This is a genomic window from Ensifer sp. ENS09 (assembly GCF_014852425.1).
Lineage (GTDB): Bacteria > Pseudomonadota > Alphaproteobacteria > Rhizobiales > Rhizobiaceae > Ensifer.
In genome coordinates, this window is sequence record NZ_JACVBP010000004.1 from 338,406 (window position 1) to 359,904 (window position 21,499).

General features: G+C 63.8%; 18 protein-coding genes. 7 read left to right on the forward strand and 11 right to left on the reverse strand.

Annotated features, from left to right (window positions below):
• Positions 1-29: 29 nt before the first annotated feature.
• The gene (locus IB267_RS21945; protein ID WP_192449562.1) at positions 30-1,805 is read left to right on the forward strand and encodes a tetratricopeptide repeat protein; all 1,776 of its coding nucleotides are present in this window, start codon (positions 30-32) and stop codon (positions 1,803-1,805) included.
• A gap of 18 nt (positions 1,806-1,823) precedes the next feature.
• On the opposite strand, the gene IB267_RS21950 is transcribed toward IB267_RS21945, so the two are convergent.
• The 9 genes from IB267_RS21950 to IB267_RS21990 all read right to left on the reverse strand — a co-directional run bounded on the left by IB267_RS21950 (position 1,824) and on the right by IB267_RS21990 (position 10,905).
• The gene (locus tag IB267_RS21950) at positions 1,824-2,849 is read right to left on the reverse strand and encodes an NADP-dependent oxidoreductase (protein WP_192449563.1); all 1,026 of its coding nucleotides are present in this window, start codon (positions 2,847-2,849) and stop codon (positions 1,824-1,826) included.
• Positions 2,850-3,040: 191 nt separating this feature from the next.
• Entirely contained in the window at positions 3,041-4,402 is a 1,362-nt protein-coding gene (locus IB267_RS21955; RefSeq protein WP_192449564.1) for an O-acetylhomoserine aminocarboxypropyltransferase/cysteine synthase family protein, read from the reverse strand.
• Between the two features lie 45 nt (positions 4,403-4,447).
• Positions 4,448-5,485, reverse strand: coding sequence for an isopenicillin N synthase family oxygenase (locus tag IB267_RS21960; RefSeq protein ID WP_192449565.1), 1,038 nt, complete (start codon positions 5,483-5,485; stop codon positions 4,448-4,450).
• Between the two features lie 463 nt (positions 5,486-5,948).
• On the reverse strand, positions 5,949-6,185 hold the full coding sequence (locus IB267_RS21965; protein ID WP_192449566.1) for a hypothetical protein: 237 nt from the start codon (positions 6,183-6,185) through the stop codon (positions 5,949-5,951).
• Between the two features lie 119 nt (positions 6,186-6,304).
• A complete protein-coding gene (locus tag IB267_RS21970; protein WP_192449567.1) occupies positions 6,305-7,030 on the reverse strand; it encodes a TfuA-like protein in 726 nt (241 codons plus the stop codon).
• Positions 7,027-8,274, reverse strand: coding sequence for a YcaO-like family protein (locus IB267_RS21975; protein ID WP_192449568.1), 1,248 nt, complete (start codon positions 8,272-8,274; stop codon positions 7,027-7,029). The genes IB267_RS21970 and IB267_RS21975 overlap by 4 nt, the downstream gene beginning before the upstream one ends.
• Positions 8,275-8,281: 7 nt before the next feature.
• A complete protein-coding gene (locus IB267_RS21980; RefSeq protein WP_192449569.1) occupies positions 8,282-8,503 on the reverse strand; it encodes a hypothetical protein in 222 nt (73 codons plus the stop codon).
• A gap of 32 nt (positions 8,504-8,535) precedes the next feature.
• Positions 8,536-10,407, reverse strand: a complete 1,872-nt coding sequence (locus IB267_RS21985) for an SARP family transcriptional regulator (protein ID WP_192449570.1) — start codon at positions 10,405-10,407, stop codon at positions 8,536-8,538.
• A gap of 42 nt (positions 10,408-10,449) precedes the next feature.
• Positions 10,450-10,905 carry a helix-turn-helix domain-containing protein gene (locus IB267_RS21990; RefSeq protein ID WP_192449571.1) on the reverse strand — a complete coding sequence of 152 codons (456 nt, stop codon included), beginning with the start codon at positions 10,903-10,905 and terminating at the stop codon, positions 10,450-10,452.
• Between the two features lie 427 nt (positions 10,906-11,332).
• Here IB267_RS21990 and IB267_RS21995 point away from each other — a divergent pair, with 427 nt between their 5' ends.
• The 6 genes from IB267_RS21995 (at position 11,333) to IB267_RS22020 (ending at position 20,023) form a co-directional block, all read left to right on the forward strand.
• Positions 11,333-13,888, forward strand: a complete 2,556-nt coding sequence (locus IB267_RS21995) for an SH3 domain-containing protein (RefSeq protein WP_192449572.1) — start codon at positions 11,333-11,335, stop codon at positions 13,886-13,888.
• A 108-nt stretch (positions 13,889-13,996) separates the two neighbouring features.
• Entirely contained in the window at positions 13,997-16,135 is a 2,139-nt protein-coding gene (locus IB267_RS22000) for a mechanosensitive ion channel family protein (protein ID WP_192449573.1), read from the forward strand.
• A 39-nt stretch (positions 16,136-16,174) separates the two neighbouring features.
• Positions 16,175-17,629: a lytic transglycosylase F gene (locus IB267_RS22005; RefSeq protein WP_192449574.1), complete on the forward strand. Its 1,455-nt coding sequence runs from the start codon at positions 16,175-16,177 to the stop codon at positions 17,627-17,629.
• A 106-nt stretch (positions 17,630-17,735) separates the two neighbouring features.
• Positions 17,736-18,017, forward strand: a complete 282-nt coding sequence (locus IB267_RS22010) for a hypothetical protein (RefSeq protein WP_246810787.1) — start codon at positions 17,736-17,738, stop codon at positions 18,015-18,017.
• A 147-nt stretch (positions 18,018-18,164) separates the two neighbouring features.
• On the forward strand, positions 18,165-19,262 hold the full coding sequence (locus IB267_RS22015) for a glycosyltransferase family 4 protein (RefSeq protein WP_192449575.1): 1,098 nt from the start codon (positions 18,165-18,167) through the stop codon (positions 19,260-19,262).
• Positions 19,259-20,023, forward strand: coding sequence for a polysaccharide deacetylase family protein (locus tag IB267_RS22020; protein ID WP_192449576.1), 765 nt, complete (start codon positions 19,259-19,261; stop codon positions 20,021-20,023). The genes IB267_RS22015 and IB267_RS22020 overlap by 4 nt, the downstream gene beginning before the upstream one ends.
• 131 nt (positions 20,024-20,154) lie before the next feature.
• On the opposite strand, the gene IB267_RS22025 is transcribed toward IB267_RS22020, so the two are convergent.
• Positions 20,155-20,337, reverse strand: a complete 183-nt coding sequence (locus IB267_RS22025; protein ID WP_192449577.1) for a hypothetical protein — start codon at positions 20,335-20,337, stop codon at positions 20,155-20,157.
• A gap of 108 nt (positions 20,338-20,445) precedes the next feature.
• Entirely contained in the window at positions 20,446-21,279 is an 834-nt protein-coding gene (locus tag IB267_RS22030; protein WP_192449578.1) for an MBL fold metallo-hydrolase, read from the reverse strand.
• Positions 21,280-21,499 lie beyond the last annotated feature (220 nt).

Consider the following 21,499-nt stretch of genomic DNA (forward strand, 5'->3'; position numbering starts at 1 on the left):
TTTGGGGTTGTGGCAGTTGGGAGCGCATCATGGAAGCCAGCAGAAATGCGGGTCATATGAACTGCATTGCCGTTGCAGAATGCGAGGCGCGAGCCGCCCTTGAGCGCATTCTTGCCGATAGCCAGTTTCACGCGACCGAGCGTCATCGCAAGCTGTTGCGGTATCTGGTTGACGAGTTTTTCGCTGGCCGTTCGGGCCTGGTGAAAGCCTACACGATCGCCATCGACGTCTTCGGGCGGCCCGCCTCCTTCGATCCTGCGACCGATCCGATCGTTCGGGTGGAAGCGTCGCGCCTGCGCGCGGCCCTGGCGCAGTATTACGAGGCGCTCGGCGAAAGAGCGGAGCTTCGTATCGAGTTGCCGAAGGGCAATTACGTCCCACAGTTCGTGATTAGCGGCGAGCCCTTGAGAGGGATGCCCGAGACCGCGGCGCCGGTTTCAGAGCCCGCAGCCGAGCAGCCCGTAGAGCCGGTGATTGCACCGGCCGCGATTGCGCGCAAATGGCCCCTGCTGGCCGGCTTCGCGGCACTCGGTGCCGGCGCGGCAGTCATGGCCGGGGCCTTCTACCTGTCCGTGGCCGACCATCTTCCCTGGCAACCGGTTTTCTCGGCCAAGCCGACAATCGTCGTTGACGTGCCGACGCGGCTCGGGGCCGACGACGACGTGCAGAAGAAGGCGGGAGACTATCTGGTCCACGCGCTCTCGCAGTTTTCCGCTGTCCGTACCCTCGCGCCGGTCTCGCCCGCGGGTGTCGACGTGGCCTCGATCACCGGGTGGGTCTCGTCCGCGCCGCCGGTCAAGCTGCAGGGCAGCAAGGAATACAGGCTTTCGATCGCCTACAGCACCGACGAACGCCGGCATGAGGTCTCCTGGCAGGTCATCGACGTGCAAAACAACGAGGCCCTTAGGGCCGGCATTTCGAAGGCGGCGCTCGACGGCGGCGATGCGCGCGAAATACAGGAGAAGCTGCTTTCCCGTCTTGCTCTTTCGCTTGCCGGCGAGGAGGGCGTCATCGTCAGCCTGGAGGCTGCGCGGCAGCTGGTGACGCCGTCGATCGGCTACGGCTGCGTCCTTCAGGCGGATGTGGCGCTGGCACGGATCGATCCTGAGGGCCTGGCTTCGGCTCACGGCTGCCTGGAAAAATCGGTCTCCTACCAGGCCGCCGACGCCGATGTTCTGGCGAGCCTGGCGATGGTCCTGGTTGCGACCGGCGAAGCCAGCGCTGCGCCGACGGTTGCCGAGCGTGCCCTAAAACTTGCGGATAAGGCCGTTGCTCTGGCGCCGCAATCGAGCCAGAGCTATGTGGCCCAGATGCAGGCGCGCTTTGCGGCTGGCGAGACGGAAGCGGCGTTCATCTCCGGTCGTCGCGCGGCGGCGCTCAATCCGCTCGACGATGCCATTCCGGCGCGGCTCGGCCTGCTGCTGTTCGTCAGCGGCGCCTATTCGGACGGTGTGAACCTGGCCCGCGTGGCGGATGCCGGCAGCGAGTATCTGCACCACGACGCCGCGCTGACCCTGGCGCTGGAAGACTATCGCAGCGGCCGTTACCGCGAAGTGCTGAGGCGCGCCCGAGAGCTTGCCAATCCGGCGGACACGGCCGTCAATCTTCTACGCGTGGCAGCGGCAGGCCAGCTCGGCCTGACGCGGGAGGCGACAAGCGCGCTCGACGGATTGCGCCTGGGTAAAACGCGCTCGCCACAGCCATACGAGGCGGAACTCGTCGCTCGCGGCTACGCGCCGGACCTGATCGCACTGCTCGACGACGGTCTCGCCAAGGCCGGCTTGCATCCGGTCGCCCAGCAGTAAGGCCGGGCCTGGGCCTTCTCAGTTTTCGGCGGCGACCCGGATGACGAGCTTGCCGAAATTACGGCCGTCGAGCAGGCCGATGAAGGCCTCCGGCGCATTCCCGATCCCGTCGACGATGTCTTCGCGATATCGCACCTCGCCGCTTTTGATCCAGCCGGCCATCTCCCGATAGAACAGCGGCCGCTGGTCGGCAAATTCGCGCTGGATGAAGCCCCGGATGAGCAGGCTCCGGCTCAGCACTTCACGCATGACGCCGGGCAGCCGGTCGCCCCCGGCTTGCGCGCCTGCGGGCTGGTTGTAGTGCGCGATCAAGCCGCAGACGGGTACGCGGGCGAAGTCGTTCAGCAACGGAAACACCGCATCCCAAACATGGCCGCCGACATTCTCGAAATAGACGTCGACGCCTTTCGGGCAGGCGGCGGCGAGTTGTTCGGCGAAATCCGGCGCGCGATGATCGATCACGGCGTCGAAGCCGAGCGTGTCGCGAACGAAGGCGCATTTGTCCGCGCCGCCGGCGATCCCGACTGCGCGCGCGCCCTTGATGCGGGCAATCTGCCCGACCGCCGAGCCGACGGCGCCGCTTGCGGCCGCCACGACGACCGTTTCGCTCGTTTGCGGTTTGCCGATCGTCAGCAGCCCCGCATAGGCGGTGAAGCCGGGCATGCCGAGAATGCCGAGTGCGGTCGACAGGGGCGCGGCCGCCGGATCGAGCTTGCGCAGGTCAGCACCGCGCGATAGCGCATAGCTTTGCCAGCCGGAGTGGGAAAGCACGAAGTCGCCGTCGCTGAAATCCGGGTGACGCGAGCGGACGACGCGGGCGACCGTACCGCCCTCCATGACCGCACCGATCTCCACCGGCTTGGCGTAGGACCGGCCGGCATTCATCCGGCCGCGCATATAGGGGTCGAGCGAAAGGTAGAGGATCTTCAGGAGAACCTCACCTTCCGCCGGTTCCGGGATTGCCGTTTCGACGACGCGGAAATCGCTGGGCGCCGGTTTCCCGGATGGCCGCGCGGCAAGCAGGACCTGGGTGTTCGTGCTCATTGTCTTTTCCTCCTTGTGCGCGTCTCGATGTGCGGCGGCGACGGACGCGTCCGGCAATATCAATCCGACATGACTGCCCCCTTTTCGCATGAAACGAAACAAAGGCCCATGGGCGTGTCTTGAACCGAAAACGGCTCCGCGGGCTCACCCCTCGTGGATGAGCCCGCGGAAGATGCGAAAGCGTCGCTCGCTCAGGCGGCGTCGATCGCCTGCCTGAGGTCGGCGATGATGTCGTCGGCATGTTCGATCCCGATCGAAAGCCTGACATAGCCAGGCGTCACCCCGGTTTTCAGCTGGTCGATCTCAGACAGCTGCGAATGCGTCGTCGTTGCCGGATGGATGGCGAGCGAGCGTGCGTCGCCGATATTGGCGACGTGGTAGAGCAGCTTCAGCCCGTCGATGAAACGCCGTCCCGCCTCGCGACCGTCCTTCAGTTCGAAGCCGACAAGCGCGCCATAGTGGCCGTTCAGCAGATATCTTTCGCCGCGCGCCTTCGCCTCGCCATCCTGGAACTTCGGGAAGATCACCCGCGCCACTTTCGGGTGGGTGCGGAGGAACTCGGCCACCTTGATGGCGTTCTCGTTGTGCTGCCTGATCCGCAGCGGCAGCGTTTCCAGGCCCTGGATGAACTGGAATGCGTTCAGCGGGCTGATCGCCGCGCCAAGGTCGCGCAGGAGCACGGCGCGGGCGCGCAGGATATAGGGATGAAACGCGATTGCGGCCGCTTTTTCGAGCCAGGTCTTGCCCTGGTAGCTCGGGTCCGGCTCGTGCAGGTTCGGATGCCGTAGCTCATGCTCGTGCCAGGGAAACTGGCCACTGTCGATGATCGCGCCGCCGATCGAGGTGCCGTGCCCGCCGATGTACTTCGTCGTCGAGTAGACGACGACGGCCGCGCCATGGTCGAAGGGACGGATCGTCAGCGGTGCTGCGGTGTTGTCGACGATCAGTGGAATGCCGAAGCGCTTGCCGATTTCGGCGACCTCGGCAATCGGAAAGACCTCGAGCTTCGGGTTCGGCAGGGACTCGGCGTAGTAGGCGCGCGTCCGCTCGTCCGTCGCCCGGGCAAAGGCTTCCGGATCCGCCGCATCGACGAAACGGACCTCGATGCCGAAGCTTTTCAGCGTCGCGGCAAACAACGCCCAGGTGCCGCCGTAAAGGCCCGCGGCGCTGACGACGTTGTCTCCGGAGCGCGCAAGGTTCAGAAGCGCGAAAGCCGATGCCGCCTGGCCAGAGCCAAGTGCGAGCGCTGCTGCACCCCCTTCGATTTCCGCCAGCCGCTGTTCGAAGGCGTCCTGCGTCGGGTTGGAGACGCGGGTGTAGAGATGCCCGGGCGCCTCCAGCGCAAAGAGCTTGTCGGCGCCGTCGGTGCCGGGCAGCTGGTAGGAGGTCGTCTGGTAGATCGGCACGGCGACGGCGCCGGTTGCCGGATCGAAGCGATAGCTGCCACCGTGCAGCGCCAGCGTTTCGGGATGCAGCCGGCCGCTGGCTTCGCGCAGGCCGGTCGGCACCTTGATCTCGACTGCAGGCTCTTCCGGCTTCTGATGGATCGTCATGCCATTTCTCCTTGGCTCTCAGGTTGATCGGCGCTGTCCGGTTGGTCAGGCGGGCACGGCCGCCTTTGGCTGTTCCAGCAGGTCTGCGTGGTGCGCGGCGGCGACATCGGGGTGCGAGCGCAGCCGGGACTTCAGCACGTTGCGGCCGACCTCGTGGAAGAGCGGGTTCTGCGGATCCTGGGTGACGCCGCGGACTTCGGCTTCAAGATGTGGCGGCAGATCGAGGACCGGGATGGTCGATGCGAGATTGGCGCCGAGGAAGAAGGCGACCGAAAGCCGATCGCCGCCGGCCGGCGGCGTCACCACCCGATGGATGTTGGCGAGCAGATAGCCGTTCGACGCAAGCTCCAGGAGTTCACCGACATTGATGACGAAGGTGCCGCGCTTCGGCGGTGCGTCGATCCAACCGCCCTTGCCGTCGTCGACCTGCAGCCCGCCGACCACGTCCTGCAACAGGATGGTGACGAAGCCGCCATCCTTGTGGGCGCCCACGCCCTGGTCGCTTTCGGTCTTGTCGCGGCCGGGATAGCGGATGATCTTCAGCAACTGGTTGGGGCCGTCCTTATAGATTGGCCCGAAGACATCGGGCTTCTGCCCGAGCGCTTCGGAGAAAATCTCGATCAGCCGGATACCGAGCCCGGTGACGGCCTCGATATAGCCAAGGATCGCAGGCTTCAGTTCCGGCAAGGCGTCTGGAAACTGGTTCGGGCCGACGAGCCGCTTCCAAGGCGCATCGCCGGACACGATAGCGAGGCTCTGGCGTTCAGGACCAAAGTCGACCTGTTCGCGCCAGTCCTGGGTGCCGCGGGTATATTCGAGGCCGGCGCGATTGTAGCCGCGGAAGTGCGGCGACTTGCGCATCTCGATCGCCAGCTTGTCATCCTCCGGCAGCGCGAAGAAGCGGCGCGAAAGCGAAAGAATGCCGTCGATCTCTTCCTGCGGAATGCCGTGGCCCTCAAGATAGAAGAAGCCCACCGAGCGGGCAACGCTGCGCAACTCGTCGAGTGCGGCGACCCGCTCGGGGTGGCCCGCCGCAAAGCGCGAGAGGTCAAGGACGGGCAGGGTTGGATTTGTCTGGCTCAAGCTGGTCTCCCTTGGTCGTTCGGGCGTTCGGGGCAGTCGCTCGGACAAGGGCCCTGCGCCGGTTCGCACATGATGGGAGAAGCCTAACCGGAGGTGGCTCGTTCACTCAATATTGTCTATGGAAATTATGGACTAAATTTCAACGAAAGCGCGAAGCGGGCTTTCGAACGGAACTGGTTTGCGGGGAATATCCGTCCCCGGCGTTTGTTTTCCGGATTCTTGGGTGGGCTGACTCATGCGGTGCGAGAGAGTGATCGCTGAGGCGACCAAATCCGCTCGCGGCGAAGCGCCGGGAGGGGCCACCGCGGGTTGAACAACGGCGGCGACCCCGCTTCGCCTTTGGCAAAACGGGGCTATCCGGTTGTCGGCGTCATCGAGGCCATGCCCGCTTATCCGCAAAACTAAAGGTTCGCGGAGGCAGACCAATCGCCGGATGACGGCAATCCCAGAAGCGGCGTGGAACTTAGCAGCGACCGAGGCTCGGGCGCGTCAGCAGCTCGTTGGTCAGATGTGCTCTCTGGCTGCCGCAGTCTTCGGCTTCCTTGAGCAGCGATGCGAGCGCGAGTTCGAGGCAGTATTGCACGCCTTCGACGTTGAGGGTCTTGGCGGAGTCGCGTGCATAGGTGACGAGACGAGCCAGTGCCAAGAGCTCCTTTTCCTTGTCTTTCGGTTCGACCGGTACAGCAAATGAAGATAGCATGATTTTCCCCAGCTTCCATTGGACGCAAAGGCCCAGCCCAGCGTGACCAATCATAGCGTGACTTGGCGGGAGTGCGCGTGACATGAGCGTGACACACGTTGTATCTGAAAACCACACCCTTAAGATGAAGCGTCAGGTTGACCGAACAACCTCTTCCACATGCTGGTGGAATTGAATTTCCAGCTTTGCGATACAACCTTTAGTTGGGTCGGCGTGTGTCGCAGTACGTCCAGCAAATGTCGCGCGTCGATGCCCTTCTGGTCGACGTATTCACGCGCGAGCAGAGCAACGAGACGGGCGCGGTCCGTGCCCGCCGGAAGCGCCACGCGCGCGACGATGCTCGCCCAGTTGCGCTCCTTGTAGAACATGGCGGACGCCGTCGCGCCGATCGACGCGATGAGCTCCGGAGCAAGGGCATGGCTCTGCGAAAGGCGCCTGAGCGTCGCATCGATATTGACCAGCGGTAGCGTCAACGGCAGATAGCCGAGTTCGGCGGGGCCGTGGATCAGCGCAACATCGGCGTCGTCCACACGCTCGCCCTCGGCGTATTGTCGGTAGATCTCGCCAATGCCGACCATGCCGTAGGGCGCGCATTCTGCCGCCCGCAGCGCGCCCATGCTGGCCGCGCCGAAGACCTGCACGCCTCTCGACAGGGCATAGAGGATTTCCTTGTGCCAGACGGGCGCGACATTCTCGAAGTTGCCGTCGATTAGCCCGATCGCGGTTGCGCCGTCCTCAACAGCGCGCAGCACGTCGCCCTGGACGGCGGGCGGGAGGACGAGAACGCTCTTGTCCGCGGCGTTTCGTATGTCCGGCAGGGTCGGGCCGACAAAGACGACGTTCATCCGGCCTCCAGCGCGCGCGCGAGCGCCCGTTCGCCGAAACGGCGCTTGCGCAGACCGTCGGGATTTTCAAGGGCCGGAACGATGACCTTGACCACGGAGAAAGGCGCAACGCCTTCCATCAGCGGAACGACGACAACCGTTTGTATGCCGGCCGCTTCGAGCCGCTGCACGACGTCATCGAGCAGCGCCTTCGGCCCGGCCGGGGCATCTGGCGCCGCTAAGCTTTTCCTGAGCGGCGCGGCGGCAAACAGGCCTCGCGTTTCCTCGGGAAGGTCGCGGGTGAAGGTTTCCGGAAAGACGTCGTCGCGGGCGCCGCTGATATAGGTGAGCCGCGACTGGGCAGCCTCCGTCACCGCACGGATGGCGGCGCGCCGCGCGACCGGATGGGCGCCGTGCCCGATGGTGACGTCGTGATAGCGCGGCTGCCTGGCCGACAGAATGCCTGCTTCTGCAAGGGTCGCGGCATAGCAGGGAATGCCGACGTCGCTCGTCATGTCGAAGAGGCGCAGGTCCAGGCCCGCGGCGGAGATCCGTTCCGCGAGCCCGTCGAGAGCCGGATCCTCGAAGCTTCCCGGATCGACGCAACCGCGGTGCTTGCCGCTCAGCGGCAGCATTCGCCACAGCGTTTCGGCGTCGCGCTCGATGCGCTCGAGCAAGCCGTGCAGGATCGCCTCGGTCTCGGTGTTGCCCGATGCCAGGCCGTCGGAGGATTGCCAGTAGCGACAGCCGACGATCGTACGGTCGAGGATCGCCGCTTCGCGCGGAACCCAGGTGGTTGCGCCGTCAAAGAGGTCGAAGCCCCGGAGCCAGTCGATGGTTTCGTCGTCCTGAAGGTCCCCTTGCCCCGCCGCGATGAGCCCCGGCAGATGCAATGTTCGGTCGCCTGTTTCGAAAAGAGCCCGGCTGGTGGCCGTTCTTGTCGCGGCCGACGGTGCGCAGGCCATTGCGCGCTCGATCGCCTCCATGGCCGCCGAAACCTTGGCGTCGATGTCGGTGATGCCTTTTCCCTGGTTGATGACGATCGATCGGGCGTTGGGCGATACGGCGCTCCACACCGGGATGCCGATCCGGTCGAGGCCCGTCAGTCGCGCAAGCCGGGTGACGCCGAGCGCCGGCAAGTATGCCTCGATCCGCCGGAATGTTTCTTCGGGCGGGCAGGCGCGATCGCTATAGCAAAACGCGCCGGCCGCCGGACGGCTGGAATGCTCGTCCGACGGCCGGCCGGTTTCAGCTGCTTGTGCCACGCGTGGACTAGCCGTCCATGAACCCGCCGGAAACGGAGCCGGACGAGGCCGCAACGACGGCGAGATTGACGCCCTTGTGCACCATGGCCCCACTGTTGTTGCGCAGGTCGTTGGCCGCAGCCAGCGGTCCCTGCGTCGGCGCCGCAATCTGCGTAACCGTGCCCGCATCCAGATCCGCGACCCAAAGGCGGTTGTCGTCCGCCAAACCGATCACCACTACTTTTGCCATTTTCCCCTCCTGGCCGTTGCTGATGTGAGGAATCAGAAGCCTGCCTTGCGCAGACCCTCGCAATAATGAACGCGCTGCCATTCTTCCCTAAAGGGAACGATCGTCATCCACTTGTCGAGATCAAAATCCGGATGCACGTCGAAAGTCTTGCGGACGAACTGGCGTGCTTTTTTCCGGTTGCCGAGCATGCCCCAACTTGCCGCCGCCAGGCGGTCGGCAGGGGTCGGATCGCGCATGCGCTCGATATAGGCGATCGCCTGCTCATACTGGCCAAGCGAGTAGCTGGCGCCGGCTGCGGTCCAGAAATATTCGTCCGGCGCAATCGGGTTGAGATCGATTGCTGCCTGGATCTTGCGCAGGCCGCCTTCAGGGCGCGAGGCCTGTACCAGCGTGTCGGCATAGCTCGCGATCACGTTGGCATGCTGAGGGCTCAGCGCCTCCGCCTTGTCATGGTATTCCATGCTCTCGTCGAACTGTCTCAAGTAGAGCTTGACGACGCCAAGCTCGCGGTAGCCCGTCGCCAGCGTGTCGTCGGCCACAACCGCATCGCGCGCATGCCGTTCCGCAAGCGCCAGCAATTCGGCGTCGCCACGGGCCGTCAGCAGCCATTCGACGAAGTAGCTGCGGGCCAGTCCGCTCATCGCCGGCGCGAAGTCGCCGTTCTGGTAGAGCGCTTCGCGGAAACTCTTGCGGGCGCGCCGTACCTCCGGAAGGTTGAGCTGCTTGAGATAGCGCTGGCCGAGCAGGAAGTTGCGGTAGGAACCGACATTCGTCTCAAAGGTCTGGCGATGCGCCTCGTTGCGCTCCACCTGGTTGGCGATCGCCAGCGCGATCTGGCGGGCGATTTCCCGCCGTGAGGCCATCAAGCCGTCGCCGTCGAGATTGAAACGGTCGGCCCAGATCACCTCGTCATTGGCAAAGAAGATCAATTGCGTGAAGAGCGTCAGCCGGCTGCCTTCGTCGGTGAGGCGCGTGTCGAGAATGTAGCTGATGGCATGCTTCTGGTAGGTGTTGGCCTTGTCGGCCTGCAGGCTGATCTGCGCGGCCGTGTAGGGCGCGATCACCGAAACCGAGCGAAGCGCGCAAAGTCCGATCGTCACGTCCTCGATCAGGGCGCTTGCAAATTGTGTTGCCGGACTGTCGATCGCGCCATTGTTCGGCGGCAGAAGGACGACGCGCGGCGGGCGCGTATCGACGGCCGCGTCCGACGTGGGCGCGATTATCGTCGAGACCGATCGCAATTCCGGCCTGCCGATCGTGATCACGCCGCCGTTATTCGAGACGGCCCGCGCCTCCAGATGGTTGCCCTCGAGCTGAAACGCCTGGGTCAGGATCTTGCGCACGTCCTCGTCGAGCGGGTTGCGCTCGAGCAGACGGGTCGCTGCCGCCTTGACCAGCTTGCGATGGTTGTTCGTCGCCTCCGCTGCTGCGAGCAGCAGGCTTTCGCGCAGCAGCGCCATGTGCTCGCCACGCTGCCGCTCGATCCAGCCATGCAGCGCCTGGCCTTGGGACTTCAGGTCCTTGAGGAAGTCTTCCTGGAACGTTTCGACCGCCCACTGGAGGCGCGAAAGCGGATCTCCCGCCTCGTGCCCGATGGCATCGAGGTCGCTCTTGAGCCGGCTGACGTCGAGGCGCACGGACGACGGCGAGAAACTCAGAAAATGACAGCCGAGCTCTTCCTGGCGCGCGCTGATGCGGGAGATCGTCTTGCGCAGATTGACGAAGGCCTGGCTCGGGACGATCTCGTCCCAAAGGAGTTTGGCGATATCGTTTCTGGACTGCTCGCTGTGGCCGTCGACGATCAGATGACACAGGATCAGCAGACCCTTTTCGGGAAACGCTACCTCACGCCCGCCGTTATCGACGAGCCGCAAGCGCCCGAGGGTCTGCAGTCTGAATGTCATCCGGTCATTCCTGTCGGGCGCTGGCCTGTCGGGCGCGGGTGTTTAGCCGTGCAGGTCCTGAGCGTGGCTCGCGCTTGAGCGGGCGGTCTCGGTCTCCGGCGTCTGGGCAACCGCTGCCACCAGCGAGATGATCTTCTTGCGCAGCACCGGGTCCGTGATCTTCAGGAAAGCGCGGTTGAGCGCAATGCCTTCCTTCGACGAAACGAAGGACGAGATTTCGCTCGGTTCGCGCGTGGTGTCGCCCGCACCGCTGCGTGCGCCGGCCGGGTCTTCACCTTCCTGGAAGAAGAAGCTCGGGTGCACGCCGAGGATATCGGCGATCGCCTGCAGACGGCTCGCGCCAATGCGGTTGGTGCCTTTTTCGTACTTCTGTACCTGCTGGAATGTGATCCCGAGACCGTCGGCCAGCTTCTCCTGGCTCAGTCCGGCCATCAACCGACGCATCCTGACGCGGGAACCGACAAAGACATCGATCTGGCTGGGGGCTTTCGTGTTCACTTGTATTTCCTCCGCACGTAGGAGTGGTCAAATCATGCATATGAGTTTGCTTGAATAAATGACTCTATGCAATCACTACGGGCTAAAACACAAAGATTTGCGACGCTTTGATGATTTTGTCCGGGGAGACGGGATAGCGACCGTCGCGATCGGGACAGAAGCGGGCGACCTGAAGGGCCGTAAGGGGCGGTGAACGGCATGCGCCCCTGCGGCGCTCCGAATCGCTTCTGTGCCGGGCGTATGCTGCGACACACTCCGCGCAGTCGCATCCACCGTCTCGCTGACCCGTTACGGTCGCCGTTACTGTTACGTACTTGCGCTACGGCAGCGGGCAAAGATGCTTATGGCTCAACCGGTTCCGGCGTCAGGTTCGGCTTCAGTCGTTGCGGGCGCGCGTCGGGCCGCCCGGGATCTCGGAGAACCGTTCATGCGCAGACTGACGCTCGCTTTCACCCTCCTCGCGATTGCCACCGTTCCGGCGCAGGCCGGGCCGGCGACGACGAGCGCCTCCGTCAATTTCCGGGAAGGACCGGGAACCGGCTTCAACAGCCTGGGCACGATCGCCGAGGGAGCCGAGGTCGATGTCAAGGAATGCGACGATGCGGGCACCTGGTGCGCGGTGAGCTTCGACGGCCAGAACGGCTTCGTTAGCGGCAAGTACCTGAACGATGCCGATCCCAAGGGGCTCGGCTGGCCGCGCGCCTACAAGACCGACAGTGGCGCGACCATCACGCTCTACCAGCCGCAGATCAACGCCTGGAAGGATTTCACCGAACTCGATGCGCTGATTGCCGCCGAATACAAGCAGTCCGACGACGCCAAGCCGATCTTCGGCGTGGTGGGCATTACCGGCAAGACCGACGCCGACAGTGCGTCGGGCCAGGTCGTCGTTTCCGACATCAAGATGACCGAGATCAACTTCTCCGTCCTCGACCGAAAAGAGCTGGCGGACCTGACGCTTGAGGTTGGAAAGCTGATGCCGGTCGGGACGATAACCGTTTCGGAGGACAAGCTGACGGCGAGCCTTGCCGACTATCAGCGGCTCGGCAATGTCGAGGGGCTGAAGGCCGACGCGCCGCCGATCTTCGTCAGCAAGAAGCCGGCAATCCTGGTGCAGACCGACGGCAAGATCGTGCTCGCCCCGGTCAAGGGCGTCGAGGGGCTCTCCTTCGCGGTCAATACCAATTGGGACCTGTTCAAGGTCGAGGCCGACGCGACCTACTACCTGCGTAACGACAAGTCATGGCTGCTGTCCAAGGATATTTCCTCGGGATGGCAGCCTGCGGCATCGCTTCCCGACATTCTCAGCAAGCTGCCCGACGACGACAACTGGAAGGATGCCAAGGCGGCGATCCCGCCGCAGGCGGACAAGGTGATCGCGCCCGACGTCATCTATTCGGACAAGCCGTCGGAACTGCTCGCCTTCGACAGTGAGCCGAAACTCGATCAGGTTCCGGGCACCGGTCTCAAGGTTGCGACCAACACCGAGAGCGACGTCTTTTACCGTGACGCCGATAGCAGCTGGTACATCCTCGTATCCGGGCGCTGGTTCGCGGGCACTTCGCTCGACGGGCCCTGGACCTTTGCGACACCCAAACTGCCGCAGGACTTCCAGAACATCCCGCAGGATGCGGCCTACTACACGGTGCGCTCATCCGTTCCCGGCACCTCCGAGAATGCAGAGGCACGGCTGAAGGCCAGCATCCCCGAAAAGGCGCGTGTCGCCCTCGACGGTTCGGTCACCGTGGACGTCGCCTACAGCGGCGACCCGAAGTTCGAAAAGATCGACGGGACCTTTCTGACCTATGCGGTCAACACCAACGAGACCGTCATCAAGGTCGGCGACAAGTACTTCGTGCTGAAGGACGGGGTGTGGTTCGTCGGCGATGCACCGACCGGGCCATTCGCCGTGGCGAAGGCGGTGCCGGACGAGATCTATACCGTCCCGCCGTCGTCGCCGATCTACAATGCCACCTATGTGCGCATCTATGATACCGAGCCCGATGCGGTCTGGTTCGGCTATACGATGGGTTATCTCGGCGCCTATCTTGCCTGGGACACCTTCGTCTACGGCACCGGCTGGTACTATGACGACTACTGGGATTACGGCTGGGCCGGTGGCGGCTACTGGCCCTATTATCCGCGCCCGGTGACCTATGGCGTCGGCGCCTTCTACAACCCCGCCATCGGCACGTTCGGCCGTTATGGATATGCCTACGGGCCCTATCGCGGCATTGCTGCCGGTGCGGCCTACAATCCGCGCACGGGCACCTATATTCGCGGCGCGGTCGGCTACGGGCCGAACGGAGACCGCGGCTTCGTTGCCGCCTACAATCCGCGCACCGGCAACGCGGCGATCGCCCGCGGAGGGCATAACGTTTACGGCAGCTGGGGCACGGCGGCCGTCAAGCACGGGTCCGATTTTACCCGCATCAGCGGCGGCTCGACTGCCAACGGCGCCGGCGTCAATTGGCGCACGTCGGACGGCAACCACGGCTTTGTCGCCGGCGGCAAGGGTGGCGACGTCTATGCCGGCCGTGACGGAAACGTCTATCGCCGCGACGACGGACAATGGCAGAAGCATACGCCCGACGGATGGCAGCCGGTCCAGAAGCCTTTGATCCAGGACAGGACCAAGGCGGGCGAGCAATTCTCAACCAACCATCCCGATGCGGCTGCAAACCTCAACCAGCGGATAGAGACGCGCCAGCAGACCGGTCAGGGTGCGGCACGGGCTGCCCGCGAGCACGCTCCTGATCATCTGGCTATCGACAATATCGGCCGGCAGCTGGGCAACCAGCGCACCTTCGAGCGGCAGTCCTTCGATCAGCGGCCGCTGAACTTCCCGACCGGTGGCGCCGGTGGCTTTGACCGCCCTGGCGGTTTCGGAAGCGGCGGCTTTGACGGCGGTGGCTTCCACGGCGGAGGCGGTTTCCACGGAGGTGGCGGGTTCCACGGTGGCGGTGGCTTCCGCCGCCGCTGACCGCATTGAATTTGACGTTGACGCAACAGTCAGGTGGTATGTTAGCCTTTGTAAAGATTGGGAGTCGTGCCGGTCGGGGGACGGGCATGTTCGTCGGGGGTGTTGAGAATGGGCTGTGTCGGGTCGTCGGGTCGTTTGCTTAAGGGGCCGCTTTTCGGTCTCCTGGCTTTTCTTTCCGTAGTCTTCGGGCTGATTTCGCCGGGGATGGCGCAGGAGGTCGCGCCTGCGGCCCCGCCCGCAAAGGTCCAGCAGCTGATCCAGCTTCTCGATGATCCGGAAGTGAAACAGTGGCTGTCGACGAAACAGACGGCGCCGGCCGCTTCGGCTGATACACCGGACGGAACGCCCGCGACCGGCGTCGTGGCGCGGTGGACCGCCGAAATCCGGCGCCACCTGACCGGCATCGGCAACGCGGTTCCGCGCGTCGGCCCGGAAATTCGGGCGGCACAGGGGCGCCTTGCCGGCGACATGGAGAGCCACGGCACTGCGCCCATCCTCAAAGGGTTTTTCCTGATCCTGGTGATCGGCTACGGCGCCGAATATCTTCTGCGCTGGCTGCTTGGACGCAGTCTAAAGGGGGCTGTGCTGACGGGGCCGGCCCGCACCATGCTCACGCGCGTGCTACCGCTCATCGTTTTTGCCGCCGCCAGCATGTCGGTGCTGGCGATCGCCGACTGGCCGACGCGGCTGGAAACGACGATCGCGCCGCTGCTCGGCGCATGGATCGGCGCCCGGCTGTTGATGATCATCGCTTCGGCGGTCCTGACGGGCGGCCCTGTCAGCGAAGAGAGCGCGGACGGGCGCGGGGGCTATATGTCGCTGACGGCGGAGGAGGCCAGTTTCTGGTACCGGCACAGTCTGTGGCTGATCGGCGCCGCCGCCCTCGTCTGGGGTGTCGGCGATGCGATGCGCGCGCTTTCGATCTCCAGCGACGTGCATGATCTCATCACCGCGCTGCTTGGCCTGCTGGTGCTGGCGCTCGGGATACTGACCGTCGTGCGTCGGCCCGCCGGCACCGTTGTCGGTTCGCGCCGCATCGTCGGCAATGTGTTCCTGGTTGCCTTCCTCATCGTGCTGTGGCTGCTTTGGGTCGCCGGCATGGACGTGCTGTTCTGGATCGGCCTCTACGTCATCGGCATACCGCCGCTGTTGCGCTTCACCAGCGCGTTCACCAAAACCTTGCTGCAGGCATCCGCCGAAGACGACTTGCATGTGATGCGCAACATCTTCATCGAGCGCGGCGCGCGCCTGCTGGTCATCGCTCTGGCGGCCGGCTGGCTGGCGCTCGTCTTCAAGGTCAGCGCCACGGCGATGATGCATGACGACGCCTTCAATCGGGTGGTCCGCGGGGCGCTAGCAGGTATCGTCATTCTGCTGACGGCGGATCTGGTCTGGCAGTTGGTGAAGGGGTTCATCAATCTGCGCGTCAAGCAGGCCAATCACGCGACCGACGATCCGGCCGAACGTGCGCGCAACACCCGGCTGATGACGTTGCTGCCGATCTTGCGCAATTTTCTTGCGGCCTTCATCGCGATCGTGGCCGTGCTGATGGTGCTCTCCGGCCTTGGCGTGGAAATCGGCCCACTGATTGCCGGCGCCGGTGTCTTCGGCGTCGCCATCGGCTTTGGCTCCCAGACGCTGGTCAAGGACGTCATCAGCGGCATCTTCTACATGATGGATGACGCCTTCCGGATTGGCGAGTACATCCAGAGCGGCAGCTACAAGGGCACGGTCGAGTCCTTCAGCATTCGCTCCGTCAAGCTCAGGCATCACCGTGGCCCGGTCTATACGGTGCCTTTCGGCTCGCTCGGCGCCGTGCAGAACATGAGCCGCGACTGGGTGATCGACAAGTTCCTGATCAACGTTTCCTTCGATGCCGATGTGGCCAAGGTGAAGAAGCTGGTGAAGGGGATTGGCGCCAAGCTGCTCGAGGATCCAGATATCGGGCCGCTGATCCTGGAGACGGTCAAGATGAAGGGCGTCGAGAACTTTGGCGACTACGGCATGACGTTGAGTTTCGCCATGAAGACGAAGCCTGGGGCGCAGACCCAGGTCCGGCGTCGGGCGCAGGTCATGATCAAGGAATCGTTCAAGGAAAACGGCATCAACTTTGCCTCGCCAACCGTGCAGGTGGCAGGCGACGAGCAGCAGCATTCGGCCGCTGCCGCCGCCGCCGCAACCCGGGACGCGATCGCCAAGAAGAATGCAGCGGCCGCACTCGGCGAGGAGGGCGGGGCAAAGGAGTAGAATTCGCCAACGGGTTTCTCAGGGCTGGGGAGGCCGACCATGAAACGCATTCTGTTGGGGCTGTTGCTGCTTGTGTTTTTTGCGGGCGGCAGCGCCATGGCGCAATCGAGCGAGCAATTCCTCCGCTCGATGTTCGTCCCGCATGCGGATGACTTCGACGGTATGGAGAAGCGGCGGCTGATCCGCATCATCGTGCCGTTCAGCAAGACGATCTATTTCCTCGATCGCGGCCAGCAACTGGGCACGGCCGTCGACTTCGGAACGGCGCTCGAAAACGAACTCAACAAGGGCCGCAAGAAGCAGATAGACAAGATCCGCGTCGGGTTCCTGCCGATGCCGCGCGCACGCCTGCTGTCGGCGCTCGAAGAGGGCCTTGGCGACATCGTCATGGCCAACCTGACGATCACCGAGACACGGCTTGCAAAGGTCGACTTCACCGCGCCGCTCTTCGACGAGGCGAAGGAGGTGCTGGTCACCGGCCCTCTGGCGCCACCGATCACGAGCGTCGACGAGTTGAGCGGACAGGAACTGCAGGTGCGCCGATCAAGCAGCTATTACGAGCACCTGGCGGCGCTCAGTGCCGGCTTCGAAAAGGCCGGCCGCGCGCCGATCGCTCTGAAGGACATGGATGAGAACCTCGAGGACGAAGATGTCCTGGAGATGATCAATGCCGGCCTGCTGCCCTGGACGGTCGTCGACAAATACAAGGCGGACATCTGGGTGAAGGTGTTCACCGACCTAAAGGTGCGCGAGGACATCGTCGTTTCCGACCACGGCGAGATCGCCTGGGCGATCCGCAAGGACAGCCCCAAGCTCAAGGCGGTGCTCGACGACTTCGTCAAGACCCACAGGGTTGGGACCACCTTCGGCAACATTCTGAGGAGCACCTATTACAAGGGCGACAAGATGCTGAAGCGCGCCTATGCGCCAGCCGATGTCGAGCGTTTCAAGCAGCTCGTGGAAATCTTCCGCACGCACGGGAAGACCTATTCCTTCGACCACCTGATGCTGATGGCGCAGGGCTACCAGGAATCGCAGCTCGATCAGTCCCGCCGCAGCCACCGGGGCGCGGTCGGCATCATGCAGCTGCTGCCATCGACCGCCGCCGACAAGGTCGTCAACATCCGCGGCATCGACAAGGACGAGAACCTCAACGTCGAGGCCGGCTCGAAATATCTGCGCTATCTCATCGATACCTACATTAACGATCCGGCCGTCACGCCGAAAAACCAAATGCTTTTCGCCTTCGCGGCATACAATGCCGGGCCGGGAAACCTGCGCAAGTTCAGGGCCAAGGCCAAGGATATGGGGCTCGACCCGAACCTCTGGTTCGGCAATGTCGAGAATGCCGCGGCGGCGATCGTCGGGCGCGAGACGGTGCAATATGTCAGCAACATCTACAAATACTATGTCGCCTATAGCCTGCTGTCGGCGCATGATACGGAAACCGCGGTCGAGAGGGCCGGCAGCACGGGGGTGGTCGCAACGCCTTAGCGGACGCGGCGGCAATATTTCGCGGTCTGGCCGCGGGTTGGAAAACGAAACAAGGAGTGGCGGGCATCGCGCTTTCGGCAGACGGCAATGGGCCCGCCAGGTTATCATGGTGAAAAACATCCGCAGCCTTGGCGGGCTGTTTGGCCTGCTTGCTCTGTCCGCGGTGACGCTTGCGGGCTGTACGACGCCGGACCTTGAGCCGATCCCCGGCAGCATCACCTATGGCGGGCAGCCCCGCACGAAGCTGACGAAAGCGCCCGTCGGCAGCATCGTTCCGCACCGCTTCACGAGCGGCAACAGCTTCGTTCAGGAAACCTATGTCATCCAGCCGGACCGCTCGCTGAAACTGATCCGCCGGGACTACTACGATTTGCCAGTCGACCGATGAACCGGTGGCGGCGGCGCTTGGTATTCCCCTGGCCGCGGACGGTGGCGCGGACGCGTCCTCTTGTTTCCCGCGCTGCCATCGGAAAGCGGCAGGCTTCCGGCGCGGTCGGTTGACAGTCCGCTGCGGAGAAACGATAGCTTTCTGCGGATGAAGATCGCCTTTTACGCACCGCTGAAATCTCCTGACCATCCGGTTCCCTCGGGTGACCGGCTGATGGCGCGCATGCTGGTTGCAGCAGTCTGCGCGGGAGGGCACGAGGTCGCGGTCGTCTCGGACCTGCGCAGCTTCATGGCGACCGCATCGGACGCAGAATTTCATGAGCTGGAGCAAAGGGCGGCAGGCGAGATCACCCGCCTTCGGCAGGACTGGACGCGTGACGGCGCCCCCGATCTCTGGTTCTGCTACCATCCCTACTACAAGGCGCCCGATCTCCTCGGCCCGACACTCGCCGCCGAATTCGCCATCCCCTATGTGACGGCCGAAGCTTCATACTCGGCGCGGCGAAACGACGGCGTTCGCGCGATCGCCCAACGCCACGCGCTCCAGGCCATTAAGCAGGCGGCGGTCAACATCTGCCTGACACGCCGGGACCGGGATGGCCTGCTGGAGGCCGCACCCGATTGCCGCCACGCGATGCTTGCGCCGTTCATCGATGCGACGCCTTTTGCGCTGGCGGGCCGAAGCAAGGATAACCTCTGCCGCATGGTCGTTGTCGCGATGATGCGCAGCGGCGACAAGCTGGACAGTTACCGCATGTTGGCGCAATCGCTGACGCGCATTACCGACACCCGCTGGACCCTGACGATCGTCGGCGACGGTCCGTGCCGCGACGAGGTGCAACAGGCTTTTTCGACCCTGCCGTGCGACCGGCTGGAATGGCTCGGCGAAAGGAGCGCTGCCGATCTGCCGGCTATTCTTGCGCGCCGCGACCTCTATGTCTGGCCGGGCTGCGGCGAGGCATACGGGCTTGCCTACCTGGAAGCCCAGGCGGCGGGCCTGCCGGTCATTGCGCAAAACACTGCCGGCGTGCCGGAAGTGGTCAAGGACGGCGAGACAGGGATACTCACGCCCGACGGTGATGTCGCAGCCTTAGCGGCGGCGATGCGCGCTCTGATAGAGGACCCGGCTCTCCGCCGGAGATTGGGCGCGGCGGCCGGACGGTTCGTCCACGAGGAGCGCTCCTTTCCTGCGGCGACGCGGCGACTGCGCACGATATTCGACGAGCACCTGGAGGCGTTGCCATGACGCAACCCCATTGGCGGCAACTTGCCGTCGCGCTTGAGCGCGTGGCTGCATCCGGGCGACAGGTTGATTTCTGGCTGCGGGACGACGATGCCGCCGAGCCGACGGCAGCGCTCGACCGCCTGCTGTCGCTGGTCGACAGCTACCGGATTCCGGTGGTCATCGCCGTGCCGCCGGCGCTGACGGGGGAGGCGCTTGCGCGCCACCTCGATGGGTACGCCGGCGTCAGCATTGCGGTGCACGGGTGGGCGCATCGCAACCACGCTCCGCCGGAAGAAAAGAAGCAGGAACTCGGCGCCCACCGGCCGCGCTCAACGGTTCTCCAGGAACTCGCCGCGGGCTACACGCGCCTCCGGGCGCTGTTTCCGCAGAGCTTCGTGCCGATGCTGGTGCCGCCGTGGAACCGGATCGATGGCGCGCTTCTGAATGGCCTGCCCGGGATTGGTTTTGAAGCGCTCTCGGTCTACGGCCCCGAAAAGCCCTCGCCGTTCAAGCTCGTCAACACCCATGTCGATGTGATGGACTGGCACGGAACGCGCGGCTGCCGCGACCACGCAGCGATCGTGTCCGACCTTATCGCCCGGCTGCGGCAAGTCTGTGGTGAAGATGAAAAGAAGCGGGATCAGGCCGGGCGAACCATCGGCGTGCTCACCCATCATCTGGTTCACGACGCCGGCGTCTGGTCCTTCATGGAGGCGCTATTCGCCCTGACGGCCGGGAATCCGGCCTGTCGCTGGCGAACCGGTGCCGATCTTACAGCCTGACAAATCTGCGCTGGCAAGTGCTTTGCCGACTGCTGCGAGAAAAAGTACGGCGTCCAGGCGTGGAGGCGAACCCCGATGTCAGGTCGGCGCGGCCGTCGTATGCGACGGCCCTGCTTCGATTGCACACCACCTCAGCCGCTACCGGGAACGATCGCGTCGTCGTCGTTATCCGGCAGCAAGCCGGAGCCGGGCGTCCTACTCTTGTCGGTCAGTCGATCCTTCGCATGGGGACCTGCAGTTGGAAGATTCTGCCCACCCGCGGGTTCCTTGCCGGTTTCTTCGATCGCCTGTTGGGCCTTCTTGTCCTTGTTCATTCGCTACTCCTTCTTTGGAAAGAAGGAATCCGCAGGGCAAGAAATAGTTCCGCCCGGGGATTTTGTGCGCTGGGGAATGTGAGCCTATTCTGACGCGGTATCGGATGCTCAGTCGAGCTCGACGATCTGTCCGTCACGGGCGGCAAAGGCACCGGGGAACGTCGCCTGGACGTCGCGTTCCATGGCGGCCAACGCCTCGTCGGTGCGCGACGGGTCGTGGTGGAACATGGCGAGCTGCTTGACGCCGGCGGCCATTGCCAGTCTTGCGCCATGCATGCCGGTCGAGTGTCCATAGCCACGAAAATGCTCCATCTCGCTTTCGAGATAGGTGCAGTCGTAGACGAACAGGTCGGCGCCGGCGATCAGTTCGAGGACCCCAGGATCGAGAACGCCCGGTTCATGTTCGGTATCGTAGACAAGAGCGACGGCGCGGCCGTTCCATTCGATCCGGTAGCCGACGCAGCCACCGGGATGATTGAGGCTCGTCGTGCGGATGGTGACGCCGGCACGCGGGGTCAGCACGTCACCGGGTTTGAAGTCCATGCCGTCGAGGCTAGCCTGACAGATGTCGGGATCGACCGGGAACCACGGCGGGCGCATGAAATCGCGGATCATCTCCCGCGTGGTCATGGTGCCGTGTAGATGGCCAGACCAGAAGCGCACCGAATTGCGACACTTGTAGATGGGTTTGAAGTAGGGAAGACCGATAATGTGGTCGTAGTGGCTGTGGGTGAAGAACAGATCAAACTCTTCGACACCTTCGGCGATCAGGGCATAGCCCGCCTCGCGCAGGCCGGAACCGGCGTCGAACAGCAATACATCCTTGCCGCATCGAATCTCGATGCAGGATGTATTTCCCCCATAGGCGACGTATTGTTGGCCGGAGACCGGCAAACTTCCTCTTACGCCCCAGAACCGCACTCGAAAGTTGTCGTCACGCATTCAGTTTCGGCTTCACTACGCACGCTTGGATCATTTTGATCCTTGTGTGACTGTTAAACAAGCACAGATGGCCACACCCCTGCAATGCCATGGGTTATTATTTGGAAACTAACCTTCGCGTCGCCAAGTCCCGCTCCATCCAAATCCGCTCCTCGCATGTCTTCTAGGCCATCGAACCAGAAAGAGGTGTCCCCGTGGTAACAGCCAATGAAACTTTTTG

Bases quoted from the DNA above. Each gene is read 5' to 3' on its own strand.
- IB267_RS21965 (WP_192449566.1), bottom strand. From the start codon at position 6,185: ATGCTATCTTCATTTGCTGTACCGGTCGAACCGAAAGACAAGGAAAAG.
- IB267_RS22025 (WP_192449577.1), bottom strand. From the start codon at position 20,337: ATGAACAAGGACAAGAAGGCCCAACAGGCGATCGAAGAAACCGGCAAG.
- IB267_RS21950 (WP_192449563.1), bottom strand. From the start codon at position 2,849: ATGAGCACGAACACCCAGGTCCTGCTTGCCGCGCGGCCATCCGGGAAA.
- IB267_RS21970 (WP_192449567.1), bottom strand. From the start codon at position 7,030: ATGAACGTCGTCTTTGTCGGCCCGACCCTGCCGGACATACGAAACGCC.
- IB267_RS21995 (WP_192449572.1), top strand. From the start codon at position 11,333: ATGCGCAGACTGACGCTCGCTTTCACCCTCCTCGCGATTGCCACCGTT.
- IB267_RS22020 (WP_192449576.1), top strand. From the start codon at position 19,259: ATGACGCAACCCCATTGGCGGCAACTTGCCGTCGCGCTTGAGCGCGTG.
- IB267_RS22005 (WP_192449574.1), top strand. From the start codon at position 16,175: ATGAAACGCATTCTGTTGGGGCTGTTGCTGCTTGTGTTTTTTGCGGGC.
- IB267_RS21945 (WP_192449562.1), top strand. From the start codon at position 30: ATGGAAGCCAGCAGAAATGCGGGTCATATGAACTGCATTGCCGTTGCA.
- IB267_RS22015 (WP_192449575.1), top strand. From the start codon at position 18,165: ATGAAGATCGCCTTTTACGCACCGCTGAAATCTCCTGACCATCCGGTT.
- IB267_RS22010 (WP_246810787.1), top strand. From the start codon at position 17,736: ATGGTGAAAAACATCCGCAGCCTTGGCGGGCTGTTTGGCCTGCTTGCT.
- IB267_RS22000 (WP_192449573.1), top strand. From the start codon at position 13,997: ATGGGCTGTGTCGGGTCGTCGGGTCGTTTGCTTAAGGGGCCGCTTTTC.
- IB267_RS21955 (WP_192449564.1), bottom strand. From the start codon at position 4,402: ATGACGATCCATCAGAAGCCGGAAGAGCCTGCAGTCGAGATCAAGGTG.
- IB267_RS21980 (WP_192449569.1), bottom strand. From the start codon at position 8,503: ATGGCAAAAGTAGTGGTGATCGGTTTGGCGGACGACAACCGCCTTTGG.
- IB267_RS22030 (WP_192449578.1), bottom strand. From the start codon at position 21,279: ATGCGTGACGACAACTTTCGAGTGCGGTTCTGGGGCGTAAGAGGAAGT.
- IB267_RS21985 (WP_192449570.1), bottom strand. From the start codon at position 10,407: ATGACATTCAGACTGCAGACCCTCGGGCGCTTGCGGCTCGTCGATAAC.